This window comes from Spirosoma arcticum, from assembly GCF_054779955.1.
In genome coordinates this window covers 116,857-143,847 of the sequence record NZ_BAAGXG010000009.1, presented here as the reverse complement: position 1 = coordinate 143,847, position 26,991 = coordinate 116,857, and the positions used below count along the sequence as shown (strand labels likewise).

Here is a 26,991-nt window from a genome sequence, read left to right as displayed (position 1 = left end):
CTACAACTATGCTGCGCAACTACCTTAAAATCGCCTTCCGCAACTTGTGGAAAAACCGCGTCTACAGCGGCATCAACGTGTTTGGTCTGGCCGTGGGGTTAGGTACCTGCGTGCTCATCACGCTCTACGTAGCCGATGAACTCAGCTACGACCGCCACCACGAGCGGGCTGATCGCATCCACCGGGTCGTGCACCACATGACGTGGGGAGGGCGCGACATGAACTTAGCCATTACGTCGGCCCCGTACGCGCCAGCCCTTACGCAGACGTACCCGGAAATTGAACAGGCCGTGCGGGTCCTGCACGAAGGCGGGGGCGTGGTGCAACATGGCTCAATAAAGGTAGAGGCCAACGATATTATGTTTGCCGACGCCAACCTGTTTCAGGTATTCAGCCATCCGTTTTTGTACGGCGACCCGGCTACCGCCCTCAGCAAACCGCAGGCTATCGTGCTGACAAAAGATTTGGCTACGCGTCTGTTTGGCGACGCAGCTAAGGCCGTCGGGAAAACGGTACTCTTCGAGAATAACTTTCCGAACCTGGTTACGGGGGTGATCCAGAACGTACCCCGCAATTCACACTTTGCGTTCAGCGGGGTACGCTCGTTGCCAACGGGTTACACCGCCGAATGGCAAAATTATGATCTATACACGTACCTGCTGCTGAAACCCGGCACAGATGCGCAAAAGCTAATGGCCAAATTCCCGGCCTTTTTTGAGCAGTTTATCAAGCCCGAAACAGGCAACGGAAACTACCGGATGGAACTACAGCCGCTGGCGTCCATTCACCTGCACTCTAACCTCGACTTTGAAGTCAGCCCAAACGGTAACAGTCAGACAGTACTGGTCTTTGGCATCATCGGCGGGTTGATTTTGCTGCTGGCGGGTATCAACTACATGAATCTGTCCATGGCCCGCTCGGTGATGCGGATTCGGGAGGTGGGCGTCAGGAAAGCTGTCGGTTCTGCCCGGAGCCAACTGGCGGGGCTATTCCTGACCGAAACCTTGTCCGTAATTATCGTGGCAACGGGGCTGGGCATATTGCTGGCTGAGCTGACCTTGCCCCTGTTCAACGAGTTGATTGACAAAAAACTGTCTATGGGGCAGTTTGGGGTCGGATACAGTCTGTTGGCGGTGGCGGTGTTTGCGGGGCTGGCGGGGCTGCTCAGTGGTGCATACCCAGCCCTGTTTCTGTCCGGTGCGCGTCCGGTACTGGCGTTGCGGGGGCAGTTGGGCAGTCAGACAGGTGTGCTGGCGTTTCGGAAATCGCTCGTCACGTTCCAGTTCGTGATCACCATTGCGCTTATGGCCGCGTCGGGTATCCTCTACCAGCAACTGCGGTTCGTACTGACCAAGAATTTAGGGTTTAACAAAGATCAGGTGCTGACGGTCCACCTCAACGAGACCCGCACGCGCACTCAGATTCCGGCCATCAAAGCGCAGTTGCTGAGTAATTCACTCATTGAGGGCGTATCGGTAGCCAGTAATTCCATCGGCAGGAATTTCATGGGTGGCGATGGTCATTTCTTCGAGATTGACGGCAGGATGAGCGAGTCAACCCGGATCGCCAACAACTTACAGGTTGACGACGATTTTCTGAACACACTGGAGATTCAGTTGATGCAGGGGCGCAACCTTTCCGCCAAAACGCCCGCCGACCGCCAGAACGCCGTACTTGTCAACGAGACGCTGGCGAAGGCCATGGGTTGGGAAAACCCAATTGGCAAGCGGGTGAAGTCGTTCAGTCCGAACGGCCCAATCGAACGCCGGGTGGTTGGCGTAGTGGGCGATTTCCACCTGAACTCGCTGCAACACAAAATTGAACCGCTCCTGCTGCAACTCCCTGCCGACCCCAACGAGCAGGATAATCTGTACATCAAAATTCGGGCGGGGCAGACCGAAGCGGCTCTGGCCCTGATCGAAAAAACGTATCATCAGTTTGAACCGGGTGGCGTGTTTACGTATCAATTTTTGGATCAAAATTTTGCCCAACAATACACCACGCAGCAGAAGCAGGGCCAGCTATTGGTCGGCCTTACCGCCCTGGCCATCTTCATTGCCTGTCTGGGTTTATTCGGCCTTGCCGCCTTCACGGCTGAGCAGCGCACCAAAGAGATTGGCGTTCGCAAAGTGCTGGGTGCATCCGTGGTCAGCATCGTCACCCTGCTCAGCAAAGACTTTCTGAAACTGGTGCTGATTGCCATCCTGATCGCTACGCCCATTGCCTGGTATGCCATGAACCGCTGGTTGCAGGACTTTGCCTACAAGATCGACATTGAATGGTGGGTGTTTGCCGGAGCGGGTCTGCTGGCCGTGAGCATCGCGTTGCTGACGGTCAGCTTTCAGAGCGTAAAAGCCGCCCTGACGAACCCGGTGAAAAGCCTGCGCAGTGAGTGATGTAGCGCCCGGTCCGGCGCCCCGGAAGCTCCAGCTTCGGGTAGGACAGTCAACGATACAACCGAAGCTGGAGCTTCGGTACTACAGTTATGCTACGAAACTATCTCAAAATCGCCTGGCGAAACCTGCGTAAACAACGCGGACTGTCATTTATCAACATCTCAGGACTGGCCGTTGGGCTGGCCTGCTGTCTGCTCATCACGCTCTACGTCCTCGACGAACTGAGCTATGACCGCTACAACGTCAAAGCAGACCGCATCTACCGCATCCATACCGACGTTAAGTTTGGCGGTAACGACTCGCAGAGTGCCGTGACGGCCGATCCGGTCGGGCCGACGCTGAAACAGGACTACCCGCAGGTGGAACAGTTTGTGCGGCTTCACCAGCGCGGTACGTGGCTCGTCAAACGGGCCGGATCAACGAGTAGCCTGCGCGAAGAGAACATTACGTTTGCCGACTCAACGCTGTTCGACGTGTTTACCCTGCCACTTGTCGCGGGCGATCCAAAACGAGCACTGACCTCGCCTAATACGGTTGTCATCAGCGAATCGGCAGCCAAACGGCATTTTGGCAACCAGGACCCAATGGGTCAGACGCTGACCTTCGACAACAATCAGAACTATAAAGTAACGGGCGTTATGCGCGATATGCCCGCCAATTCGCACTTCCGCAGCGACTTCTTTCCGGCCATGCTCAGCGACGGTTACCGATGGGGACAATGGTTGAGCAACAACCACCATACCTACATTGTGCTACGCGCAGGCACAGATTACCGGCAGTTTGAGAAAAATTTCGACGCCGTCATTGAAAAATACGTTGGACCACAGGCATTGCAGTTTATTGGTATTACGCTGGCGCAGTTTCGGCAAGCGGGCAACCGCTTTCGCTTTTCGCTCATGCCCCTCACCGACATCCATCTCCATTCAAAAGAAACCATTCAACTCGCGCCCAACGGCGACATCCAGTACGTCTACATTTTCTCGGCGGTGGCCCTGTTTATCCTGCTCATTGCGGGTATCAACTTCATGAACTTAGCCACCGCCCGCTCGGCCAATCGCGCCAAAGAAGTGGGCGTCCGCAAAGTACTGGGGTCAGAACGGCCGCAACTCATTGGGCAGTTTATGACCGAATCCGTGCTAATGACGGTGCTGGCCATGGTGCTGGCCCTGCTACTGGTCGCCGTGTCGATACCATTCTTCAATGACTTGGCCGCCAAGCAATTAAGCATCCAAGGCCTGTTATCTCCCTACTGGTTGCCCTTACTCGTTCTGCTTCCAATTGTGGTCGGTTTACTGGCGGGTGTTTATCCGGCCTTCTTCCTATCGTCGTTCAAACCCATTACTGTACTGAAAGGTAAGGTTAACGTCAGTTTCAAAGGGGCTGGGCTACGAAGCGGCCTGGTCGTGTTTCAGTTTATGATGTCGATGGTGCTCATCGTCGGCACCATCGTTGTGTACCGGCAGGTCACCTACATCCAGAACAAGAATCTGGGGTTTAAACGCGATCAGGTCCTAACGGTCAACGAGGTGTACGCCATTGGCAAACAGGCGGAGACGTTCAAACAGGAAGTGCTCCGGCTGCCCGGCGTGGTCAGTGGCTCCATCTCTGGTTACCTGCCCACGCCCTCCAACCGAAGCAATAATTCATTCTTCCCGGAGGGGAAAATCGACCAGAAAAACGCCGTCAGTATGCAGGCGTGGGGCGTTGATCACGATTACGTGAAAACGCTGGGTATGCAGCTTGTTCAGGGCCGGGATTTTTCGCGGGATTTCGGCTCCGACTCGTCCGGCATTGTCCTGAACGAAACGGCCGCTAAGCTCTTTGGCGGTAAGGCCATCGTTGGGAAGCGTATTCTACAATTCGTTAATCCACAGTTAAAAACCACGAAGACGTACACCGTCATCGGCGTGGTCAAAAACTTCCATTATGAATCGCTTCGTCAGAATATTGGTGCGCTGGCCCTGGTGCTGGATGCGAACTCCGGGGCCGCTTCGTTCCGGCTGGGCGGCACTCCGCTAAGCGGTACAAACCTACCAGCCTTAATTAGTCAGATTGAAGCGAAGTGGAAGCAGGTCGCGCCCGGTCAGCCGTTCAGTTACTCGTTTCTGGAAGACAGCTTCGACGCCATGTACCGCGCTGAGCAGCGCATCGGCACCATCGCCCTGACGTTTGCGGTGCTGGCGATCCTGATTGCCTGCTTAGGCCTGTTCGGTTTAGCCGCGTTCATGGCCGAGCAGCGCACCAAGGAAATCGGCGTTCGCAAAGTGCTCGGTGCGAGTGTCTTCAGTATCGTCGGATTATTATCGAAAGATTTCCTCCGGCTGGTCCTAATTGCCATTGTCGTTGCTTCACCCCTTGCCTGGTACGCGATGAGTCAGTGGCTCAAAGACTTCGCCTACAAGATCGACATCGAGTGGTGGTACTTCGCGCTGGCGGGTGCGCTGGCGGTGGGCATCGCGCTGCTGACGGTGAGTTTCCAAAGCATCAAAGCCGCCCTGATGGACCCGGTCAAGAGCCTGAGAAGTGAATAATGTCGTTTAGCGCCGAAGCTCCAGCTTCGGACGTGAAAATTACATATACACCCGAAGCTGGAGCTTCCGGAATGCCGGACCACGGAATACCGGACCAAATAGTACAACTATGCTCACGAACTACTTCAAGATCACCTGGCGGAATCTGGTCCGCAACAAGACGTTTTCAGTCATCAACATCGTCGGGCTGGCCATTGGCCTCACCTCAGGCCTGTTCATTAGCTTATACGTACTTGACGAATTGAGTTACGACCGCTTTCATCAGAATGCAGACCAGATTGTGGTGTTGCAGCAGTTTGAGAACACGGCCGTAACCGGCGGACGATTCGCAACGGATTTTAAACAGCGATTTGCTCAGGTGGTGGATGCGGTCCGGCTCAGGGAATCCAACGCGTTAATTACTACGCAGCAAACGGCCGCTTACGAAGAGAATTTCTTTTTTGCCGATAGCAGCGCGTTTACTGTCTTTACGTGGCCACTCACTCGGGGAAATCCGCGCACGGCCCTTTCGGAGCAGTATGGCGTTGTGCTGTCGGAGTCGATGGCCGGGAAGTACTTTCCCAACCAGAACCCGCTGGGGCAGACGCTGCGCTACGACAACAAACACACCCTGCACGTAACGGGCGTGATGCGCGACCTGCCGGGCAACTCACACCAGAAGATCGACTTTCTGGCTAATTATGCCAACGCCAACGAACTTACCGGTCAGGATGTGACAAGCAACCTTTGGGCTGGCAGTGCGTGGACGTACCTGTTACTAACCCCCGGCACAACGCTTCAGGCCCTTGAAGCGCAGTTCCCAGCCTACACCAGGCAGCTCAACGACCCAAACGCGGGCGTTTGGAAGCTGAAACTGATCCCGCTGACGGATCTGTACCTACGAACCGATCTGATTGCACCCAACCGGCTGGCCTACGTCACCATTTTTCTGGTGGTAGGGTTGCTGATCCTGGCGCTGGCTACGTTCAACTACGTGAATCTGGCTACGGCGCGGGCCATCAGGCGGGCTAAGGAAGTGGGCGTTCGTAAAGTACTTGGCTCGTCGTTTGGTCAGCTTCGGCGGCAGTTTCTGGGCGAAACGACCTTGTTTGTGCTGTTGGCGCTTGGCCTGGCGGCCCTGCTGATACCGCTGCTACTGCCAACTTTCAACAACCTGACCGACAAGCAATTAAGATTAGATACGCTCCTGACTCCGGTGCGACTATTGGGGCTGTTTACGGGCGTTGGGCTGCTGTGTTTAGCGGCTGGCACCTATCCGGCTTTCGTACTGTCGGCGGTTCGTCCGGCATTGATTTTAAAGGGCGTTGTCTCGTTGACCAACGGCAGCAAAACACCGTTACTCCGGCAAACACTCGTGGTGGGGCAGTTTGTCGTTTCCATCAGTATGCTGATTGCCACGTTGGTAGTCTATAATCAGCTTACCTACATTCAGCAAAAAAGCTTAGGTTATGAGCGGGAGCAGGTGCTGGTTACCGACCTGCACGATGCGTCGGTTGAGGCAAAGCAACGCTTCAAGGAGCAGGTGCAGCGGCTGGCGGGCGTGGCGGTAGCCTCGCAGAGTTACAGTGTACCCGGCAGCGGAGCCTTGCTGGGCGAAAAACTCGTTAGTGACTACGCTCCCAAAGGCGTTACTAATTTGAGCATTAGCCGAATGACGGCGGACGAAAATTTTTTTAAAACGTTCAACATCAAGTTAGTACAAGGCCGCACCTTAACCACGGAGCGGCCAGCCGACCGCCGGGCCTTTCTCGTTAATGAAGCGGCCATGGCGTATTTCGGGTGGAAAAACTTAACCAACAAGATGGTTGGCTACTACACTTACGAGTATGACCAGAGCGGCAATTACCGCGAAGTGCCGCAACGAGGTCCGGTAGTGGGTGTCGTAGCCGATTACCACCAGCAAAACTTAAAAAAGACGATTTCCCCCCTGTTATTTTCGCTCGCCCAAGGCTGGGAAAATCAACTATCTATCAAAATCAGGGCGGGTAACGTACCGGCAACCGTTCAACAGATCGAGCGGTTGTGGAAACAGTCTTTTCCAAACGTCCCCTTCGACTATGAATTCATGGACGATTTTTTTAACCGCTCCTACCAGGCTGATCGCCGGGCGGGACAGGTATTGGGGCTTTTCGCGGCCCTGGCCATTTTCATTTCCTGCTTAGGTCTGTTCGGCCTCGCCACGTTCACCGCTGAACAGCGCACCAAAGAAATCGGCGTCCGCAAAGTGCTGGGAGCCAGCGTTGCCAGCATCGTAACGCTACTCTCCAAAGACTTCCTCAAACTGGTCCTGATTGCCATCCTGATCGCTACGCCCATTGCCTGGTATGCCATGAACCGCTGGTTGCAGGACTTTGCTTACAAGATCGACATCGAGTGGTGGGTGTTCGCGGGGGCGGGTCTGGTGGCGATTGGTATTGCTCTGCTGACGGTCTCATTCCAGAGTGTGAAAGCCGCCCTGATGAATCCGGTGAAAAGCTTGCGCAGCGAGTGAAGACGATCTAAACATCCAGCGTTATGCTACGAAATTATCTCAAAATTGCGCTTCGGAATCTGTGGAAACACAAGCTATTTTCGGTCATCAATGTTTTTGGACTGGCATCAGGATTAGTGGTTTGTTTTCTGGCTATCGCTCACGTAAAGGGCACGTTGGATTATGACAATTTTCACCCAAACCGCGACCGTATCTACCGCATTATTACCGACGTAACGAGCCTAGACAACGACCGAATGGGGTATGCCACCTCGCCTTTGTCTCTGGCAGACGCACTAAAGCGGAACTATGATTTTGTAGAAGAAACCGTCCGTATCGTCAGGCTTCCAGAAGAGATGACAGGTAATTATAAACGTCTTAACGTTCAGGTGTTTGCGGTCGATTCTGGCTTCTTCAGCGTTTTTGACTTCCGGTTGAAAAAAGGACGACCCGCTACCGAACCTCGTACGGCTGTAGTAACCCACAAAACGGCCGAACGTTATTTTGGGACAGCGAATCCAATCGGTAAAGTACTCCAGTACGCCAATCATGGTCCAGTAACTATTACGGGGGTATTGGCCGATTTACCACTCAATACGCATCTCAAGTTTGATGTTCTCGTATCCTTGGCAACTTACCTACCAACTTCTCAGCAAGATCCCTACTGGGGCTGGCAACAGTACGACAATGGCTATACGTACGTCTTGTTGACGTCTACGGCTACGGCTGAAAATCTCAAGAATTCGCTACCTTCCATTGTGAAGCGGGCTACGCAAGGGCTTCAATTACCAAATGAGAAAAGCTATAGCTTACGAGTCCAATCGCTTAGTCAGATCTCCCCGGCCCGAGAGATGTTAAGATCGTCCATGAACGTACAACATTATGGCGAGTTGCTGGCTGAGCTATTTGTTGGCTTGATCACATTGCTACTGGCGGGCTTTAATTACGTCAACCTAACCCTCGCCCGATCCATCAGCCGCGCCCGCGAGGTGGGTGTTCGCAAGGTAGTCGGCGCTTTACGGTGGCAGTTAATGGGCCAGTTCATGGTCGAATCCGTTGTGCTGTCGCTACTGGCGTTGGGTTTAGCGTACGGTATGGCTGAATTCATCCGGCCAATGCCCACCTTGCAACAGTGGTTTATGGGTGGACTATCGTGGGATGTACGTCTGTGGCTGATACTGATCGCCTTCACCTTAGTAACGGGTGTACTGGCGGGCCTGGCTCCGGCACGAATACTATCCGGTTTCGAGCCTGCACAGGTATTCCGCAGCTATACCGGCCTACGCGTATTGCGGGGCTTGTCATTCCGAAAATCGTTGATTGTTGCCCAATTCAGTATTTCACTCATCGCCCTGATCGTCCTGTTGACCCTGACCCGGCAGTTTCAGTATTTGGCAACGGCCGACTACGGCTTTCGGCGCGAACGTCTCTTGACTATTCCTATCGGCAATCAACCACCTCAGCGATTGATGAACGAACTGAGTCAATTAGCGGGCGTAGAACACGTATCGGCTACGTCGGAGTTATTGAGTGAATTTGGCGATTCGCGTTTTGTTAGCCGGGAACGGAATGGCCGCGATTCCGCCCGAACAACCGCGTTTGCCGTTGACTCCAATTTCGTTCGCACAATGGGGCTGACGCTCGTGGCTGGTCGAAACCTACCAGCCACGAGCCAAGCCGCTTCGCGCGGTCAGGTATCCCGGTTTATACTGATCAATGAAGAAGCCGTGCGGAAATTTCAGTTAGGCAATCCGTCGGAGGCTGTCGGACGCTCAGTCTGGTTAAATGACAGCACGGAGGTGCAGATTGCGGGTGTACTGAAAAACTTTCGATTTGCAACCCTATCTCGACCCATCGGACCCCTGCTGTTGCTCCATCAACCGCACCGGTTCCGCTACATCAGCGTTGCGGTAGCCCAGGGAGGTGAACAAACGGTGGTGGCCAAAACTGAGCGTATCTGGAAGCGGTTACTGCCATACGAGCCATTCATGGGCGAATGGTACGACGACTTTCTACACCGAAAGTACGACCGTAGCGAGGATACCCACTTGCTGATTCTACTCATCGGGATGGCGCTGTTGATTGCGTGTCTTGGCTTGTTAGGTATCGTGACGTATAACACCCAGATGAGGGTTAAGGAAGTGGGCATCAGGAAAGTGATGGGCGCTACGGTAACGCAGATTGTTACGCTGCTATCGTGGGGATTCCTGAAGTTACTGCTCATTGCCGGGCTTATTGCCTACCCGCTGGGCTATTTAGCCGGAAGAGCATTACTACATAATTTTGCCTACCGAGTTTCCATTGGCCTTGAAACAATTGGCCTATGCTTCGGTATTTTGCTGATGATCGGTAGCCTAACAATTGGCATCCGAACCTACCGGGCAGCCCTTGCGAATCCAGCCGATAGCCTCCGGAGCGAATAGCCACGAACGCAGCTTAACAATTATTAACAGCCTGTGTAGTAAGCTTGTCCGTACCTTGATTTCAAATTCAGGTACGGACATTTATGTTACAGAACTACTTTAAAATCGCGGTTCGGAATCTACTGAAACGTAAGTTTTACGCTATAGTCAACATATTCGGATTGGCCGTGGGCATGACGTTTACCTTACTCATTGGCAGCTTCGTCTGGAGCGAATTACAGGTAAATGCCACGTTAAGAAACGCCGATAATCAGTACATTATCCGTAGCAAGTGGAAACAGCCCGGTATGGGGTTTGAAGACGCGACGCTTGCCCCGTTGGGGAAATTATTGAAAGCACAGTACCCTAACTTAGTGGCTAATCAATATCGCTTTGATGTAGTTACGACGGCTGTTTCTAACGGCGACAAATACTTCGCGAGGGAAGTTGCTGAAGCTGGCGATTCGACAATGATTTCCATGTACGGGTTTCCAATGCTATATGGCGACGCTCGAACTGCCCTTAAAGACCCTAATTCTGTTGTGCTGACCGAGGAGAATGCCATAAAGTACTTTGGAAAGACGGATGTAGTCGGTCAGGTGCTGAGTCTCAGCAACTACGTCGGCGGTAAGCAGAACTTTACCGTGACGGGCGTTCTGAAAAGTCTTTCCAAAAACTCCGTCACTTATCTGTGGGACACACCCGTAAACGTTTTCATCCCGCTCAACAGTTTACAGGGACGAACGGAGGCAGATAGCTGGACTACGTATAACTTGCCTACTTATATTGAGTTGAAGGAGGGAGTAACTACCGAAGACTTAGCTAAACCAATTGAGCAACTGATAGCTACCTACGCTCCCAAAGAAGTTAACGGAAATCTTCAGGTATTTCTGACTCCGTTAAAAGACTATTACCGGGAGTTCAACAAGGGAATTGTTAAAAAAACCATCTACGCGCTTTCCACCATTGCCCTACTTGTAATGATTATGGCAATGGTGAATTTTATAAACAGCTCGATTGGCGGTTCATCGTCAAGGATAAAAGAGATTGGCGTTCGCAAGGTATTGGGGAGCCGAAAAAGTCAGATCATTGGTCAATTCCTGACCGAATCGATTATACTGGCTCTACTTGCAATTATTATCTCATTTCTTTTTTACGAACTATTCAGGCCGCTGTTCATAGAAATTGCCGGAAAAAAGATTGATCCGTTGTGGATCAGTTCGCCTTACTTCATAGGCGTTTCGCTTTTATTTACGCTGCTTATTGGCATTGTATCAGGCCTTTATCCCGCGTTTGTGTTGTCGTCGCTGCCTTCCGTCGACTCGCTGAAGGGCAAGTTGAAATCCGTGAAAGAAGGTTTGTTGTTCAGGCGGTTTCTGCTGGCTGCTCAGTTTTCAATTGCCCTATTCGTTTTTTGTGCAGCCGTGATTATTTCGCAGCAGGTGACCTATTTTTTCGATAAAGACTTAGGCTACAACAAAGAATCTGTTGTGCTGGTATCGCTACCCCGTGAGTGGACGCCACAGGGGGTAGCAAAGATGGAGACCATCCGCAATGAATTCGCCCGCATGACGGAAATTAGCGATATAAGTATCTCGTCATCAACGGTAAAAGGAGGAACCAGCTACACCCTGAATCTATATCGTTTTGGACAAGATTCCACAAATGCCATACCCGCATCCGTCCTGCAAACCGACGAGCATTTCCCCCAAACCTATCAAATTCCAGTGGTAGCCGGTCAATTCTACCAATCTTCGGCGGGCGTTCATCACGAAGACAAACTGGTTCTGAACGAAGCGGCCATCAAGGCATTAGGCTACAAGAGTCCAGCGGCAGCCATTGGGCAGCAGCTACAGATTCAAGGCTACAAACCCCGCATAACAATCATTGGTGTAACCAAAGACTTTAGTTTTAGCTCGATGCGCGAGAAGATAGCGCCCGTTGCCATCGGCCATGTAAGTGGAGCAGGCAATCTATTCTCTTATTTCTCAATCCGACTCAGGCCCAATAAGTTAACCAGTTCGATTGCCTCAATCGAGACGAAGTTTCATCAACTTTTACCCGATGCACCTTTTGAATTTACATTTATCGACGAAGCCTTGCAACAAACGTATCAATCCGAATTGCAACTCAAGAAAGCGGCTCAGACCGCTACCGTTTTAGCGCTGATTATTGTTTTGTCGGGCATTTTGGGCATGGTTTCGTTGAGCGTTTCCCGGCGAACCAGAGAAGTGGGCATCCGAAAAGTACTGGGAGCCAATGCGCAAAGCATTGTTCTGTTATTTATGAATGAGTTTCTACTGGTTTTATTGATTGCCGTTTTAATCGCTTTCCCAGTAGCTTTTCTGCTGATGCAAGCCTGGCTTCAAAACTTCGCTTATCACATCGACATTAGCCTGATATCATTCATCAGCGTGGGTCTGCTGTTTGCGCTGGTGATTACCTTGATCGTCAGCTTGCAAACCATAAAAGCGGCCTTGATGAATCCGGTCAAAAGTTTGCGCAGCGAGTAAGCCACAAACGAAGCTTAACAATTATTAACAGCCTGTGTAGTAGGCTCGTCCGTACCTTGACTTCAAATTCAGATACGGACATTTATGTTTGGAAACTACGTCAAAATTGCCTGGCGGAACTTGCTCCGTGATAAGGTTTATTCGGCCATCAACGTATTGGGGCTGGTTGTGGGTATGGCTTCGTTCCTGCTGATTGCCTCGTACGTGTGGCACGAGCTACAGTACGACAGGTTTCATGAGCGAGCCGAGTTGATTTATCGGGTAGTCACCCGCATCAAGGCGAGTGGTTCGGAGGACGGTATCGCCCGCGCTGGAATTGACGTGGGACCGCTGTTGAAACGAAATTACCCGGAAGTTCGGGACGTCGTTCGGCTGAAACCCACGGCGGCTACGGTGCGGTATGGCCAGACGTTGGTGAACCAAGAAGCCGTTTTTTACGCTGATCCTTCCGTGTTGACCGTTTTTTCCTATCCAATACTACGGGGTGACACGACGGCTTTGGACCGACCGAACAGCGTCGTGCTGACACAGGCGCTTGCCGAGAAATATTTCCAATCGACCAACCCGCTCGGGAAAACGCTGTCCGTAAACGGCGCGGCCCACGTGGTAACCGGCGTACTGGCGAATGTGCCGTCGAATTCAGATCTGCGGTTTACGGCCCTGCTTTCCTGGCGTACGACCGAGGCAGAACGCCAGGACTGGCTCGACGCGCCCTGCTACACGTACCTGTCATTTGGCGATGCGCGTCAGGCCAATGGGTTTGACAAAAAACTGGCTCACTTTGCCCGTTCCTACTTTGCCACCCGAATTAAAGCGTTAGGCGTATTTGACTTCTCGGTTAAAAACGAAATTCAGCCGCTGACCGACATTCACTTTACGGAGGGGCTGTCGGAGGACACGCCCAAAGGTAACCGGACGTCGCTGGTCATCTTCTCTGTCATTGCCGGACTGCTGCTGTTCGTGGCGTGTATTAACTACGTCAACCTGTACGTCGCGCAATCGATTCACCGGCAGAAGGAAGTAGGTATGCGAAAGGTGCTGGGGGCGGGGAAATCCCAGTTGGCGGGGCAGTTTATCGCCGAATCGGCCGTGCTCATTGGCTTGAGCGTAGGGCTGGCATTGGTAGTTAGTCAGGTAGCCAGCCCTGTTTTCCAACAGTTTACCGGAAACTCCGGTAGTACATTGGTCCATTGGAACTGGGCATTCGTCATAGGTAGCCTGGCACTGTTGATCTTCGTGGGTCTGCTCACCAGTAGCTATCCCGCTTTGTATTTGGCCCGGTTTGATCCGGCACGGGTGTTGAAGGGGCCACTGACCCGGTCGGGCAAACCCGTGTTGCAGCAGGTTTTGGTCGTGGTTCAGTTCAGCATTGCCATCGCCCTGATTGCGGGGACGCTGCTCGTTCAGGCGCAACTGACGTATGTGCGCACCAAAAATCCGGGCTTTCGCCGGGATCAGGTACTCGTTGTTCAGGTGCCGGATGAAGACCCTATCCGGCAAAAAATGCCAGCGCTGAAACGCCGATTGGTTGCCGACAGCCGGATTGAAGGCGTTTCCACCGGGCGCAAACCCGTTGAGATGGACTTTAAAGGGTCTTTTGTCAAAGAGGAAAATGGTCAGAAAACGAACCTGTTCATCAACATAGCGCTCATTGATGAATCGTACCTTGAGGTATTGAAACTGGACCTTGTGGCGGGCCGTAACTTCTCCTCGTCTGCTGACCAGAAGCACCGGGTACTCGTTAATGAAGCGTTTGTCAAATGGATGGGCTGGGAAAAGGCAATCGGCCGAAAAATCAACCCTTCAGCTCATGATTCACTCACATCGCGGGTGATTGGGGTAGTCAAAGATTTTCATTTTCAGTCACTACGTCACAAAGTTGAACCCCTGCTCTTTTATTATGGCGGAGAAAATCCGGGTTCTTTGTTGGTGCGGATGAAACCAGAAAATCTGGATGTCGTTCGCCAGGCCTGGCAAGCGCTCGTACCGGATCGGCCCTTCGAGTACTCATTTCTGGATGACTCGTATAACCAGCAATACCGCCGGGAAGAAACGCTGGCGACGCTCATTAGCTGGTTTTCGGTCCTTACCATTTTCATTTCCTGCCTCGGCCTGTTCGGTTTAGCGGCTTTTACGGCCGAGCAGCGTACCAAGGAAATCGGCGTTCGCAAAGTCCTCGGTGCCAGCGTCAGTAGCATTGTCGCCCTGCTCTCCAAAGACTTCCTCAAATTGGTGCTGATCGCTATTGTGGTGGCCTCCCCCATCGCCTGGTACGTCATAAATCAGTGGCTCAAGGACTTCGCCTACAAAATCGACATCGAGTGGTGGTACTTCGCCCTGGCGGGTGCGCTGGTGGTGAGTATCGCCCTGCTGACGGTGAGTTTTCAGAGCATCAAAGCTGCCCTGATGAATCCGGTCAACAGTTTACGTAGCGAGTGATGTTATGCCTGGTCCGGCACCCCGGAAGCTCCAGTTTCGGGCCTATACTTAATTTTTACACCCGAAGCTGGAGCTTCGGCACTACATGTTATGCTTCAGAACTACATCAAAATCGCCTGGCGGCACCTGTTACGTCGCCGGTTTTACGCGCTGCTCAACATCGTCGGCTTAGGGGTGGGTATCACCTTCACGTTGCTCATCGGCGCCTACGTCTGGGGCGAATTCCAAGTGAATCGCGGACTCCGCAACGCCCCGCAACAGTGCCTTGTACAAAGTCGGTGGAGAGTCGACGACATGGGTATGCCCATCACAACGCTGGCCCCCATCGGCGCAGCTCTGAGAGCGCAATACCCGACCTTAGTGGCCAATTTCTACCGGTTTCACGGGGTTAGCGCTACAATCTCCAAAGGCTCGAACCACTTCCGCGAGTCGATACAAATTGGCGACTCGACGTTGCTGACCATGTACGGGTTCGACCTGCTGCACGGCAACCCACGTACCGCCCTGACGGAGCCAAACGCTATTGTCATCACGGCGGACAAAGCCCTGAAGTTCTTCGGTAAAACCGACGTGCTGAACCAGTCACTGACGGTCGAAACACCCCAATCGGGTAAGCAAGCATTCTTAGTTACAGGTGTTCTGAAGCCGCTGCCACTGAATTCGGTGTCGAACTTGCTGCCCGAAGCGAACGAAGTGTTTATGGCTCTGGGTGCGCTGCCGCAGTTCGGAGCCGATATGAAGAATTGGCAGAACCAGTACATTGTCAACTACGTGGAGTTACAACCGGGCATTACGCCGAACGATTTAGAAAAACCGCTCGCTCAGTTAATCAGGACGAATGCCCCGCCCGAAATCCAGAAAAACCTGACGGCCTACGCAACGCCACTAACGAATTATTACCGGCAAAGCAATAACGGTTTGGTCAAAAAGATGATCGTGACGCTCAGTGCTATTGCGCTCTTTATTTTGCTGATGGCCGTGGTAAACTTTATAAACCTGTCGATGAGCCAATCGTCGTCGCGGCTGCGCGAAATCGGCGTTCGCAAGGCATTAGGGGGTTTTCGTCGGCAGTTGACCGTCCAGTTTCTGACTGAAGCGCTCGCGCTGACGGCTATTGCTACGGTCCTTTCGATACTTCTGTACGTGCTGTTACGGCCCTTATTTGGTGATGTAGTGGGCAAAACCATTCCGTCGCTGACGGCCCTGCCGGGGCAGTATAGCTGGCTGATTCTGGTGTTGATTTCGGTCGTTGGCGGACTGGCGGGTGGCTACCCGGCCCTGCATTTATCGGCGTATTCGTCGGTCGATTCGCTGAAAGGGAAAGGCATGTCGGCACCAGAAGGCCGGTCCGCCGGTGCGGCCCTGTTCAGGCGCGGTTTGGTTACGCTTCAGTTTACGATTGCCATTTTCGTGATTGTCGGGGCGGTGCTTGTTTCGCGACAAATCGCTTACTTCTTTAACACCGATCTGGGCTTCAAGAAAGAGACGGTGCTGACCGTATCGTCGCTGCCCCGTACCTGGACGCGGGACGGCGTAGCCCGAATGGAAGCCGCCCGCGATCAGTTCGCCCGGTTGCCCGGCATCCGTTCGGTAAGTTTGTCGTTCGAAATTCCCAACGGCAATGTGGGCAACAGCGGTAGTCTCTATTCCGAAGGCCGCGACTCGACGCAGGCCGTGAGCGTGAACATTATAACGACCGACGAGCACTACGCCCAAACCTATCAGATTGGCTTACAGGCGGGCCGGTATTTTCATTCCGGGCAGGGGGGCTACGATTCAACCAGCGTAGTTCTCAACGAAGCGGCTATCAACGCATTGGGCTACAAAACGCCCGAATCGGCCGTTGGGCAGACTGTGCGGTTTCAGAATGTCCCGCTGACGTACCGGATTCGGGGCGTGGTGCAAAATTTCCATATCGGCACGATGCACAAAGCCATTGGCCCGCTGGTGATTGGTCAGGTACGTACCGTTCCGATTTACCGGTTTTTCTCGTTCCGGTTGCTGCCGGAGAATACGAAGCGGACTATCGCATCTGTCGAGCAGAAATGGCATGACCTTTTCCCCGACGCTCCGTTCGATTATGCCTTCATGGACCAAACCCTCGAAAAACTGTACCAGACCGAATTGCAGTTGGAAAAAGCGGCCTACGTTGCCACCGGTCTGGCCCTGCTCATTGTGTTGCTGGGTGTGGTAGGGCTGGTGTCGTTGAGCGTGGCCCGGCGCACGAAAGAGGTGGGTATCCGCAAAGTGTTAGGGGCATCAATACCAAACGTAATCGCTCTGTTTTTGCAGGAATACGTCTGGGTATTATTGCTGGCCAACCTACTGGCCTGGCCATTAGCGTATTGGCTCATCACCAACTGGCTTGCGGATTATGCTTACCACACCACCGTAACCTGGTTACCCTTTGTGCAGGTCGGAATCGGGCTGGCACTGTTAACGAGTTTGGTAGTCAGTTTGCAGGTTATCAAAGCCGCGCTGACGAATCCGGTCAAGAGTTTGCGGAGCGAGTGATTCTCAGCTGAAAATATCGGTCAAATTGAGTTCAATACCAGTATGTTCATCCTGCAACGTTCCCGATGTTACCGTGGCCTGACCATCCGGAGTCATAATCGTCACCTGTCTAAAATGGGGAATGACCACCCAAACAACCGGCGTACCCGATGGAAAGTAAATGTCTAACGCTTTGTCGGTTAGATTAGACAGGGCCTGGCGAGGAGATGAGATTTCAACGGCCAGCAATGGTGGCGTAGTTGGCCGGATAATATCACGAAGCCAATTAGTTTTGCCAAGCTGACAAACCGCCACATCGGGCTTTGCCCGTCCGTGCGAAAGCTCAAACTCAAGTTCTGGCAAAACATCATACTGCTCATCATATCGGCTGAAACTTTTAGAAAGTCGATACGTGAGTTTAGCGTGATTGTAAGACCGCGTCGGCGGACCGATGATGTCTTCAGTGTGGAATTCGTCAATAAGATCAACCGATGGTGTTTCCATAGCGCAATGAGCATTACCCGGAAAGGAAATCTAAGATAGCCAAAACCAACACAATCATGTTACGTAATTACCTCAAAATCGCCCTGCGAAACCTGCGTTCGCAACGCAGTTACACGTTCATTAACACCGTTGGTTTATCGGTAGGCATGGCGGGCGGACTCCTGATTTTTCTATTTCTACGGCATCACCTCAGCACCGACCGCCACCACGCCAATTACAACCGCATCGTCCGAATCGACACGGATTTGCACCTCGACGATGGGTCGATTGAGTACAATGCCGAAGCACCACCACCGATGTCAGCGGCCCTCCGCACCCGCTACCCGCAGGTTGAGCAGGCGGCATTTCTGCTGGGTTGGCGCGACATTACGGTCAGTTCACACCGATCAACCAACCCACAACCTACCCGTTTTTTTGAACAAGACGGTATGGGCTTCGTAGAACCCGAATGGTTTGACGTACTGACTTATACCTGGCTACAAGGTGACCCCAAAACGGCCCTCAGTGCGCCCAACCGGGTCGTACTGACCCAGTCATGGGCCAAGCGATATTTTGGGGAAACCAACGCACTTGGCCAGACGCTGACCCTTGACAACAAGGCTATCGTAACCGTGACGGGTGTAGTAGCCGACCCGCCCGGCCCCACCGACACCGAACTGGGCCTGTTTATATCGCTGCCTACCGTGCGCCAACTCGTACCAACTATTGATCTGACCGACTGGAGTCTGCTCAACAGCGCAAATCGGCTCTACGCCCGCCTGAAAAGTCCGGAAGCCATCAGCAGCCTGCAACAGGCAATGCCCGCGCTGTCGAAGCAGCACTACGGCGAATCAGCACGCATTTATAAGTTTCAGGTGCAGCCGATGACCGAGCTGCACTTCGACGTGGCGCGGGACCCCGCCCACACCATTCGTCCCGCACTGCTGTGGTCGCTGGGTGTGGTGGGGCTGCTGCTGATTTTGGCAGCCTGCATCAACTTCATCAACCTCGCCACAGCGCAGGCCCTTCGGCGCGGTAAAGAAGTAGGCATTCGCAAAACGCTGGGCAGTTCGCGTCGTCAATTGATTCGGCAATTTCTGCTCGAAACGGCACTGATTACTGGAGCCGCGCTGGGTTTGGGTCTGTTGCTGGTCACGATTTTGCTTCCGCTCTTCAACGACTGGGTACAGTTGAGTTTGTCCCTCCGGTTCGACTCGCCGACAATTGCTTTTGTGGGGTTGATGTTGAGTAGTGTTGTGCTGCTGGCGGGTGGCTATCCGGCCATCGTACTATCCGGCTTCACGCCTTATATGGCTCTACGGGGAAAATTAACGACTACAGTGGGACGGGGTTTCACCATGAAGCGGGTTTTGGTAGTGACGCAGTTTGTGGTTTGTCAGGCACTGATTGTTGGGGCGTTGGTGGTGGCTAATCAGATTCGGTACATCCAACGGTCTGACTTAGGATTCAGACAAGATAACGTCGTAGTCGTCGCCCTGCCGTTTGACCAAAAGGCGAAACATGATGCCTTTAAACAGCAGTTGTCGTCGTATGCCGACATTCGGTCGGTCAGTTTGTCGGTTCTGCCGCCTTCCAGTAGCCGGGGCTATGGCGGCTCTTTTATATTCAACGGCAAAACCGATTGGGAGCTTTATCCGGTTCTGGACCGGCTGGCCGATGCCGATTATGTAAGCACGTACGGAATAAAGCTACTGGCCGGTCGCAACATCACGCCCGGCGATACCATCCGCGATTACCTCATTAACGAGACGTTGCTCCACAAACTTGGTTTCAATAATCCGCAGCAGGTATTGGGCAAGACACTACAGTACTACCTTTCGTCGATTCCGTTGCCGATTGTTGGGGTAGTGCGCGATTTTCACCAGAAGTCGATGCGCGACGAGATCGGCCCCTGCATCATCGCCAACTGGGCACCCTGGTATCGGCAGGCGGGCATCCGAATATCAGGCAATGATCCGGCGCAAACGCTGCAACACATCCGGCAGACGTGGCAGCAATTGTTCCCCGATGAGGTGTTCGAGTACCAGTTTTTAAACGATCAAATCGCCCAGCTTTACCAAGCTGAGACGCTGACTTCCCGGCTTATCAACGCCTTCACCGGCATCGCCATCCTGATCTGCTGCCTCGGTCTGTACGGATTGGTGTCACACGCCGTGGTGCAGCGGACCAAAGAAATTGGCATTCGTAAAGTGCTGGGCGCGAGTGTGGCCAGTATAGTAGCGCTTCTCTCGAAAGATTTTTTAGAGTTGGTCTTGATTGCGATTGTCATTGCCTCGCCCATTGCCTGGTACGCCATGAACCGGTGGTTGCAGGACTTTGCCTACAAAATCGACATCGAATGGTGGGTATTCGCGCTGGCGGGTTTGCTGGCGGTGGGCATTGCGCTGCTGACGGTGAGTTTCCAGAGTATAAAAGCCGCGCTGATGAACCCAGTGACCAGTTTGCGGAGTGAATGATTACCCCTCGAATATTTCGCTCAGATTGAGTTGAATAGTTGTCACGGGGTCGATGACGATTCCACTGGCGAAGTTGACCTGTTTGCGGTCGGGTAGTAGAATGGAAACGGTCTGCACAGTGGGCACTACCAACCAGACCGTTTTAACACCCGCCGGGAAGTGCTTTTTGTAAATTCGGTCGGTCAGGCTGTTCAGGCTTTGCTCTGGAGAAAGAATTTCGATGGTCGTCAATGGTACATCCTGCACAATGATTTCGTCGGCTAACCAATTGGCCCGGCGTTTGGGCATGATGCACAGGTCAGGACGGGTTTTGCCGGATGCGAAATCCAGGTCAAGTTCGGTATAGATACTGTACTGTTGCCGATACGCAGCACGAAATAAAAAAGCCAGATGGCTCTGTAATTCAGAATGATTGATACTGGACATTTTCTCGTCTTGTGCGTCGTCGGTGGTGATATCAAGGATGGCTTCCATAAGCTGACGAGTTTTTTATCAAATATAACTCAATTTTAACGCCATTGCCCACTCTGTCAGTCAGTCTCTACCCGTCTGCCTAAACCCATCATTAGCTGCAACAGCCACGCGATGCCGACCACCAGCAAGCACCCAATTACGTTGAGCCACAGGAACGCCGTCAGGTCCCGATACCAGCTTAGCACCACAAATCCTTCGGCAATGATGGTAGCCCAGAACGTAGCCCTTCCCCCAATCGACTTGACGTAGAACGCAACCACAAATACGCCCAGAATGACGCCATAAAACAACGACCCCAGAATGTTGACGGCCTCGATCATGCTGCCCAGCCGGTTGGCAAACTGCGCGACCACAATGCAGAACACGCCCCAGCCCACTGTGGCCCAGCGCGACGCCCGCAGGTAATGCGCATCGTCGGCTTCGGACCGGACGAGCCGCTTGTACACGTCCACCACCGTTGTCGACGCCAGCGAATTGTAGGCAGCGGCAATGGACCCCATGGAGGCACTGAAAATGACGGCAATCAGTAACCCAATCAGGCCGTGGGGCAGGTAGTCGAGTACGAACCGCAGGAACACGTAATTGACGTCGTTGGTGTCGGCCGCCGGGTTGTTTTTTTCGATGAGTTTCACCACGTCGGCTTTCACGGTTTTCAGGGCTTCATCCGTTTGGCGCAGCACGGCCCCGGCCGCGTCCTGTCCGGCTTCGTCGTCAGCTTTGAGGGCCACCTGCATATCGGCCACGGCCCGTTGCCGCTGGGTTGCCAAGTTCTGGTGCTTGATTTCGGCGAGTTGGTAAACACCCGCGTATTGACTCGTTTTGAGCTTGTCGGTTTCCTGCTTGTTGAAAAACGTGGGGGCCGGATTGTACTGGTAGAACACGAATACCAGCACCCCGACCAGCAGAATCAGGAACTGCATCGGCACCTTCAGCAAGCCGTTCATGAGCAGCCCCAGCCGAGACTGCCCAATGGTTTCGCCCGTCAGATACCGCCCCACCTGCGACTGATCCGTCCCGAAATACGAGAGTTGCAGAAAGAAACCGCCAATCAGTCCCGACCAGATGTTGTAGCGGCTGTTGGGGTCGAACTCCAGGTCGATCAGGTTCATGCGCCCGGCCTTGCCCGCCACATACAGCGCATCCACGAACCCAACGCCTTCGGGCAGTAGCCGAACGGTGAGAAAACCGGCCAACGCCATCGCAAACGTGACGATAGCCATTTGCTGGAGGTGCGTGTAGGAGATGGCTTTGGTGCCGCCCGTGACGGTGTACACCAGCACGATACCACCCATCAGCAAGTTGGTCCAGTAGATGTTCCAGCCCAGAATCGTGGACAAAATAATGGCGGGTGCGTAAATCGACAGGCCCGTGGAAAGACCGCGCTGGATCAGAAACAGCCCCGACGTCAGCGTTCGGACGCGCACGTCGAAGCGGTTTTCCAGAAACTCGTAGGCCGTGAATACCTTGAGCTTGTGGAAGATTGGGACGAACGTCACCGACAGCACGACCATCGCCAGAGGCAGACCGAAATAGAACTGCACAAACCGCATTCCATCGGCAAAGCCCTGCCCCGGTGCCGACAGAAACGTGATGGCGCTGGCCTGCGTGGCCATCACCGACAGGCCGACGTGATACCACGGCAGCGACTGCCCCGCCAGCAGGTAATCGTCCATGCTACGGCTTCCCCGGCTGCGGACAACGCCGTAGACAATGACGCCCAGCAGCGTCAGGACAAGTACGCCCCAGTCAATAGTACTCATGACAGCCAGCGCATTAGGACGTAGAACAGGACAATTTCAACGACTAAACTGCCGATGACAACGGCGTAAAGCTGCGCCCATGAACGGGCGAAAGGAGGCAAATCAGAGGGGTTGTCGGGCATGGAAACGGTGGGCTGTCTGACTACAACGGCGAAATTAAGGGAAATCGGTGTATCGCATCCAGTAATCCGTTCAATTGCCTTATTTGCCGATGCGCAGGTGATAAATGCCGAAGGGCGCGAGAGTGAACGTGGGCCGACTGTTTTGTTCAAACACGAGCGGAGCATAGACTGCCAGATCGAACGCGTGACGTCGGCGGTCGAAACGAATACCGGCCGATACTAACCCGGCGAAATCCACCCGGCCACTGCCAAACAGCACGAAGTTTTCGGTAATGAACGTCAGTTTCGGACTCACTTTGCGCACCAGCCCGAACGTACCGATAAAATTTCTGGACACCTCTCCGTTCGATAAGCTCCAGCCCAACCCGTACGTTGTGTTATTCTGGCGGTCGCCGGTGGTCACAATACCCTGGAGATAACCAATGTCCGCGCGAACGGCATTGAAAATAAAATTATTGATTCTCAGCGTCGCATACTGGGCGTTCAGCCCCAGACGCACCCGATTAGTGACCGGAAATGATACCTTGGTGTTGACACTGAACAGGGCCGTAGGTGCAATACTAAAAAACGTGGTGCCCACACTCCAGTTATCCGTTATACCGTACTCAAACTGACTGAAGTAAACAAAATAATTTCTGAAATACACTCGCCCTTTTTCGGCCGAAAAAGCCGTTGGGGCCACCCGCATCGTTTGTGAAAACAGGTTGGGGAACGTTTCAACCGGCTCCAGCACGTCCTGCGGTCCCATACGGGCGATCTGATCGGTGGGCAGCCGGACTTCGCCGAATTTTTTTGTCTTGATAACGACTCCGGTGCTATCCTGCCGCAGCAGTTCACCCCGCAGTTTGGTACCATCTTTCAGCGCGATGACGTAAACTGCCCCGGCCGGTTGTTTCTGGTAATACTCGCCCTCCTGCGCCGTCGCCAGCAACGGCAGCAGGAAAAACGCATACAGTAAATAGTGTTTCATGCCGGGTTGAGGTGAGGGAGCTAATCACGGCCAATTAGCAAATTATACCCGACATACGGAAAGAAACGTGTACTACGGCCATTTTCCCAGAGGATAGGCTTTTGATAAATAAGGGTGTAAATGCCGAGGTCGAAGGCATGTCGCCGACGGTCAAGGCGCAGGGCAGCCGATAGCGATGCTTTCGACTCGTTGTACTGATAGTAAGTCCGGCCCAGCAGGAGCGTATTGTCTAACACTATCGTTAAACCGGGTGACACTTTCTGGACCAGCCCAAGGGTCAGAAACGACTGGTTGGGAATGGTGTAGGTGACGAACTGCCCTGACCCCGGCTGCGGTGGATAACTGGACGAGAAGCTGTAGGTATAGTACTCATACCGTCGGCGCGATGGGGTTATCAGCCCGTAGCCAAGCGTGGCGTTGCGCTGACTGCTGCCAACGGTAGCCAGCGCCTGGAATGTCCAGATGTCCCGTCCCCTAATTAAGGTAAATTGCTGATTGTTACGATACGACGCATCGACACCCAACCGAAACCGGTTACCAATGGGTACACTGATTTTCGTAAATAGCCGCGAATTGTATGATAAGTACTCACCGCTTCGGAAATAAAGATCCGAATAAGCTAAGTACGGGATGGGGGTGATAAAACTGGCTCCCACGCTCCAGTTTCGCGTAATGCCATACTGCAATTCATTGAGCAACAGCCACGTATTGCGGTAGTAGAACCGTCCCTTTTCAGGATTATGAGCCGTCAGACCCGTGAGCAGATAGGGCGCAAAGCGGTTAGGAAACGTCCGGCCCCCATCGCGGAACGATTCGCCCTGAACCGTGTCGATGCGGGCCAACAGTTCCGGCTCAAAGTAGGTAAACTGACCATTGGGTTTCTGAAGCGTAATCATGGTGCTGTCCCGCCGGATAAACATCCCTTCAATCCGGGCACCGTCTTTCATGACGTAGACCTTGTAGGGCGAAGCCGGTCGAACGCCCGCTTTGTTCTCGGGCAACCCGGACCGGTCGGCCAGGACGCTGATTACCTGGTCGGCTTCGATAAACGACAGGTTGCCACCCCGCTTTCGAACGCTGATGATTGTGCTGTCCTGCCGTAGAATCTGCCCGCGCACGACCGAGCCATCGCGCATGAGCAGAAACGATTGCCTGCGTTGGGCATCCTGGGGCGTAATTTTGAACACTTGTGCCCACGCAACGATGGGGCTTATGAACAGTAAAAGCAGAACTGTTTTCATGGCAGAGGATGTTGCTTTTATACGAATCTTTATTGAACGATTTATCATGCAAACGGTGACGCACCGGCAGTTATTCTTCCAGCATATAGCACAGACCTCCGATTCGCCCTTAGCGTTGGAAATTGATCGGGCTGAAGGCGTATTTATTTTCGGACCGACGCTCGGTGGTCCGACACTCGGACCAGGTCAGGCACCGAAGCGCTACATGGATTTGATTTCGGGTATTGGCGTGAGCAACGTCGGTCACCGCCACCCGAAAGTCCTCGAAGCCATCCAGAACCAGTTGGACAAGTACCTGCACCTGATGGTGTACGGCGAGTACGTGCAAACGCCCCAAACGCAATTAGCGCAGGCGCTGGCCGAAACCCTACCCGCTGGTCTCGACAACGTGTACTTCACCAACTCCGGCACCGAAGCCGTGGAAGGGGCCATGAAATTGGCCAAACGCTACACGAATCGAACGGAAATCATCTCGTGCATCAACGCCTACCACGGAGCCACGCAGGGTGCATTATCCCTCTCCGGCGACGAAAATTTCAAACGAAACTACCGCCCCCTCCTACCCGACGTCCGCCATATTCGCTACAACAACCGGGCCGACATCGAGCAGATTAGTCAGCGCACAGCGGCCGTCGTAATGGAAGTCGTTGGAGCCGAGTCGGGCATTCGCGTTCCCGACGCGGGTTATTTGAAGGCCGTTCGCCAGCGCTGCACCGAGGTGGGCGCGTTACTGATTTTCGACGAAATTCAAACGGGTTTCGGCCGGACGGGTACGTTATGGGCTTTTGAGGGCGCGGATGAATCGGGTCCGGTCGTTCCCGACGTGCTGCTGTGCGCCAAAGGCATGGGGGGTGGAATGCCCATCGGGGCCTTCATCAGTTCGGCGGAGATCATGGGCGTGTTCAAGAATAATCCGGTACTGGGCCACATCACCACGTTTGGCGGGCACCCGGTGTCGTGCGCGGCTTCATTGGCTACGTTGCAGGTTATTCAGGAAGGCAGATTCCATGAACAGGCCGAAGCGAAAGGGCAGTTGTTCCGGGAGTTGCTCGTTCACCCGGCCATCCGGGACGTGCGCGGCAAGGGCCTGATGCTGGCCATCGAGTTTGACTCATTTTCGGTGCTCAAACCCATCATCGACCGGGCCATCAACGGCGGGCCATTGGGTGGCGTCATTACCGACTGGTTCCTGTTCTGCGACAACTCGATGCGCATCGCCCCGCCATTAATCATCACCGAAGAGCAAATTCGGGAAGCCTGCGCGGTGATTCTGGACGCGACTGACGCCGTCGCCGGTTAAGGAAACAGCACCGACGCCGTACCGACCAGCAGAGCGATGCCGAAGAGAATCAGCAGGCCAATCAGCACGGTTTTGATCAGACTGCCGGAGTTACGGGGTGGTTTCGCCATACGTTCAGGTGGTTTGCCGGTCGTGAAAAGCAAGGATAGATTCCGTAATTCGCTTCATCTCGTCGGTCGTGAAATCGTCACAGTAGATGCGCTCAAAAACGGCGGCTTTTAACTGACCTGTTGACCAGTCGGGGTGTTGCTGAGTCAGATTCATTTCAACCATTCTTCGACCAATATCAGCCATCTCAAAACCCATTTTGAACCGGTCGACGTCCGACTTGTGCATGATGAAATCTGCGTAGATACGCTTTACATGATTCGGAGTGTCGTTCATCAGATAGTCAGGCCAAAATCATTCAATTGCAACCGTTTAATCCAATTATTAACATACATTTTGTCAAGGTTCGGGCAATCATGAATCACATTCCTAACGTCATTAATCTGCTGTTGACTGAACAATTGTTGAATCCATAGGAGTTTGGCAATGATCAGGTCTTCCGGTGATATGACCCAACAGACAACGTCTGGCAGTACCTGTTTTCGTTGCCTGCGGGCAAACTCCGTTCGTTGAAAATCGTCGTTTTTCCGGACAATGAAGTCTATTTTCATACCAGACTTCCAATCAATAACATTGAACATTCCCTTCCTTGTCACCTCTTCTTTGGCACTTTCGTAGTGAAAGTAACATTCCCGTTGGGCGAATAACTGGGCAAACTCAGGGAATTTTTCTACCTGTAATTCGATCACAATGTCAATGTCACGTGTGTACCGGGGGATTGAATAAGCATTTAACGCCACGCTGCCCGACAGCATATAGTCAATGCCGCATTCTTCCAACGCTCCACAAATGAACTGCAATAGTTCTTCCAC

General features: G+C 53.2%; 17 protein-coding genes. 9 read left to right on the top strand and 8 right to left on the bottom strand.

All coding sequences use genetic code 11. The features are described from left to right. Positions 1–8: 8 nt before the first annotated feature. The 7 genes from ACYVHB_RS20785 to ACYVHB_RS20755 all read left to right on the top strand — a co-directional run bounded on the left by ACYVHB_RS20785 (position 9) and on the right by ACYVHB_RS20755 (position 17,265). Positions 9–2,396, top strand: coding sequence for an ABC transporter permease (locus ACYVHB_RS20785; RefSeq protein ID WP_461053711.1), 2,388 nt, complete (start codon positions 9–11; stop codon positions 2,394–2,396). An 89-nt stretch (positions 2,397–2,485) separates the two neighbouring features. Continuing rightward, positions 2,486–4,927 carry an ABC transporter permease gene (locus ACYVHB_RS20780; RefSeq protein WP_461053710.1) on the top strand — a complete coding sequence of 814 codons (2,442 nt, stop codon included), beginning with the start codon at positions 2,486–2,488 and terminating at the stop codon, positions 4,925–4,927. Positions 4,928–5,036: 109 nt separating this feature from the next. Further along, positions 5,037–7,418: an FtsX-like permease family protein gene (locus ACYVHB_RS20775; protein ID WP_461053709.1), complete on the top strand. Its 2,382-nt coding sequence runs from the start codon at positions 5,037–5,039 to the stop codon at positions 7,416–7,418. Between the two features lie 23 nt (positions 7,419–7,441). Continuing rightward, a complete protein-coding gene (locus tag ACYVHB_RS20770; RefSeq protein ID WP_461053708.1) occupies positions 7,442–9,820 on the top strand; it encodes an ABC transporter permease in 2,379 nt (792 codons plus the stop codon). Positions 9,821–9,903: 83 nt separating this feature from the next. Beyond that, on the top strand, positions 9,904–12,312 hold the full coding sequence (locus ACYVHB_RS20765; RefSeq protein WP_461053707.1) for an ABC transporter permease: 2,409 nt from the start codon (positions 9,904–9,906) through the stop codon (positions 12,310–12,312). Positions 12,313–12,396: 84 nt separating this feature from the next. Beyond that, positions 12,397–14,751: an ABC transporter permease gene (locus ACYVHB_RS20760; protein ID WP_461053706.1), complete on the top strand. Its 2,355-nt coding sequence runs from the start codon at positions 12,397–12,399 to the stop codon at positions 14,749–14,751. A 90-nt stretch (positions 14,752–14,841) separates the two neighbouring features. After that, complete coding sequence (locus ACYVHB_RS20755) at positions 14,842–17,265, top strand: ABC transporter permease (protein ID WP_461053705.1); 2,424 nt, start codon at positions 14,842–14,844, stop codon at positions 17,263–17,265. A 3-nt stretch (positions 17,266–17,268) separates the two neighbouring features. Here ACYVHB_RS20755 and ACYVHB_RS20750 read toward each other — a convergent pair whose 3' ends face one another. Next, complete coding sequence (locus ACYVHB_RS20750) at positions 17,269–17,748, bottom strand: Uma2 family endonuclease (protein ID WP_461053704.1); 480 nt, start codon at positions 17,746–17,748, stop codon at positions 17,269–17,271. A gap of 56 nt (positions 17,749–17,804) precedes the next feature. Here ACYVHB_RS20750 and ACYVHB_RS20745 point away from each other — a divergent pair, with 56 nt between their 5' ends. Further along, positions 17,805–20,204 (top strand): ABC transporter permease, encoded by a 2,400-nt coding sequence (locus ACYVHB_RS20745; protein WP_461053703.1) that lies wholly within the window; start codon positions 17,805–17,807, stop codon positions 20,202–20,204. On the opposite strand, the gene ACYVHB_RS20740 is transcribed toward ACYVHB_RS20745, so the two are convergent. The 5 genes from ACYVHB_RS20740 to ACYVHB_RS20720 form a co-directional block, all read right to left on the bottom strand. Then, on the bottom strand, positions 20,205–20,678 hold the full coding sequence (locus tag ACYVHB_RS20740) for a Uma2 family endonuclease (RefSeq protein ID WP_461053702.1): 474 nt from the start codon (positions 20,676–20,678) through the stop codon (positions 20,205–20,207). 56 nt (positions 20,679–20,734) lie between these two features. Further along, the gene (locus tag ACYVHB_RS20735) at positions 20,735–22,438 is read right to left on the bottom strand and encodes a sodium:solute symporter family protein (protein ID WP_461053701.1); all 1,704 of its coding nucleotides are present in this window, start codon (positions 22,436–22,438) and stop codon (positions 20,735–20,737) included. Beyond that, a complete protein-coding gene (locus tag ACYVHB_RS20730) occupies positions 22,435–22,560 on the bottom strand; it encodes a hypothetical protein (protein ID WP_461053700.1) in 126 nt (41 codons plus the stop codon). Before ACYVHB_RS20730 ends, ACYVHB_RS20735 begins: the two co-directional genes overlap by 4 nt. 79 nt (positions 22,561–22,639) lie before the next feature. Next, positions 22,640–23,530 (bottom strand): hypothetical protein, encoded by an 891-nt coding sequence (locus ACYVHB_RS20725; RefSeq protein WP_461053699.1) that lies wholly within the window; start codon positions 23,528–23,530, stop codon positions 22,640–22,642. 20 nt (positions 23,531–23,550) lie between these two features. Further along, a complete protein-coding gene (locus tag ACYVHB_RS20720) occupies positions 23,551–24,771 on the bottom strand; it encodes a hypothetical protein (RefSeq protein ID WP_461053698.1) in 1,221 nt (406 codons plus the stop codon). A 46-nt stretch (positions 24,772–24,817) separates the two neighbouring features. Here ACYVHB_RS20720 and ACYVHB_RS20715 point away from each other — a divergent pair, with 46 nt between their 5' ends. After that, positions 24,818–26,071 (top strand): aspartate aminotransferase family protein, encoded by a 1,254-nt coding sequence (locus tag ACYVHB_RS20715; RefSeq protein ID WP_461053697.1) that lies wholly within the window; start codon positions 24,818–24,820, stop codon positions 26,069–26,071. Positions 26,072–26,185: 114 nt separating this feature from the next. Here ACYVHB_RS20715 and ACYVHB_RS20710 read toward each other — a convergent pair whose 3' ends face one another. Beyond that, positions 26,186–26,407, bottom strand: a complete 222-nt coding sequence (locus ACYVHB_RS20710; RefSeq protein WP_461053696.1) for a hypothetical protein — start codon at positions 26,405–26,407, stop codon at positions 26,186–26,188. A 47-nt stretch (positions 26,408–26,454) separates the two neighbouring features. Then, on the bottom strand, positions 26,455–26,991 hold the full coding sequence (locus ACYVHB_RS20705) for a nucleotidyl transferase AbiEii/AbiGii toxin family protein (RefSeq protein ID WP_461053695.1): 537 nt from the start codon (positions 26,989–26,991) through the stop codon (positions 26,455–26,457).

Bases quoted from the DNA above. Each gene is read 5' to 3' on its own strand.
- ACYVHB_RS20785 (WP_461053711.1), top strand. From the start codon at position 9: ATGCTGCGCAACTACCTTAAAATCGCCTTCCGCAACTTGTGGAAAAAC.
- ACYVHB_RS20780 (WP_461053710.1), top strand. From the start codon at position 2,486: ATGCTACGAAACTATCTCAAAATCGCCTGGCGAAACCTGCGTAAACAA.
- ACYVHB_RS20775 (WP_461053709.1), top strand. From the start codon at position 5,037: ATGCTCACGAACTACTTCAAGATCACCTGGCGGAATCTGGTCCGCAAC.
- ACYVHB_RS20770 (WP_461053708.1), top strand. From the start codon at position 7,442: ATGCTACGAAATTATCTCAAAATTGCGCTTCGGAATCTGTGGAAACAC.
- ACYVHB_RS20765 (WP_461053707.1), top strand. From the start codon at position 9,904: ATGTTACAGAACTACTTTAAAATCGCGGTTCGGAATCTACTGAAACGT.
- ACYVHB_RS20760 (WP_461053706.1), top strand. From the start codon at position 12,397: ATGTTTGGAAACTACGTCAAAATTGCCTGGCGGAACTTGCTCCGTGAT.
- ACYVHB_RS20755 (WP_461053705.1), top strand. From the start codon at position 14,842: ATGCTTCAGAACTACATCAAAATCGCCTGGCGGCACCTGTTACGTCGC.
- ACYVHB_RS20750 (WP_461053704.1), bottom strand. From the start codon at position 17,748: ATGGAAACACCATCGGTTGATCTTATTGACGAATTCCACACTGAAGAC.
- ACYVHB_RS20745 (WP_461053703.1), top strand. From the start codon at position 17,805: ATGTTACGTAATTACCTCAAAATCGCCCTGCGAAACCTGCGTTCGCAA.
- ACYVHB_RS20740 (WP_461053702.1), bottom strand. From the start codon at position 20,678: ATGGAAGCCATCCTTGATATCACCACCGACGACGCACAAGACGAGAAA.
- ACYVHB_RS20735 (WP_461053701.1), bottom strand. From the start codon at position 22,438: ATGAGTACTATTGACTGGGGCGTACTTGTCCTGACGCTGCTGGGCGTC.
- ACYVHB_RS20730 (WP_461053700.1), bottom strand. From the start codon at position 22,560: ATGCCCGACAACCCCTCTGATTTGCCTCCTTTCGCCCGTTCATGGGCG.
- ACYVHB_RS20725 (WP_461053699.1), bottom strand. From the start codon at position 23,530: ATGAAACACTATTTACTGTATGCGTTTTTCCTGCTGCCGTTGCTGGCG.
- ACYVHB_RS20720 (WP_461053698.1), bottom strand. From the start codon at position 24,771: ATGAAAACAGTTCTGCTTTTACTGTTCATAAGCCCCATCGTTGCGTGG.
- ACYVHB_RS20715 (WP_461053697.1), top strand. From the start codon at position 24,818: ATGCAAACGGTGACGCACCGGCAGTTATTCTTCCAGCATATAGCACAG.
- ACYVHB_RS20710 (WP_461053696.1), bottom strand. From the start codon at position 26,407: ATGCACAAGTCGGACGTCGACCGGTTCAAAATGGGTTTTGAGATGGCT.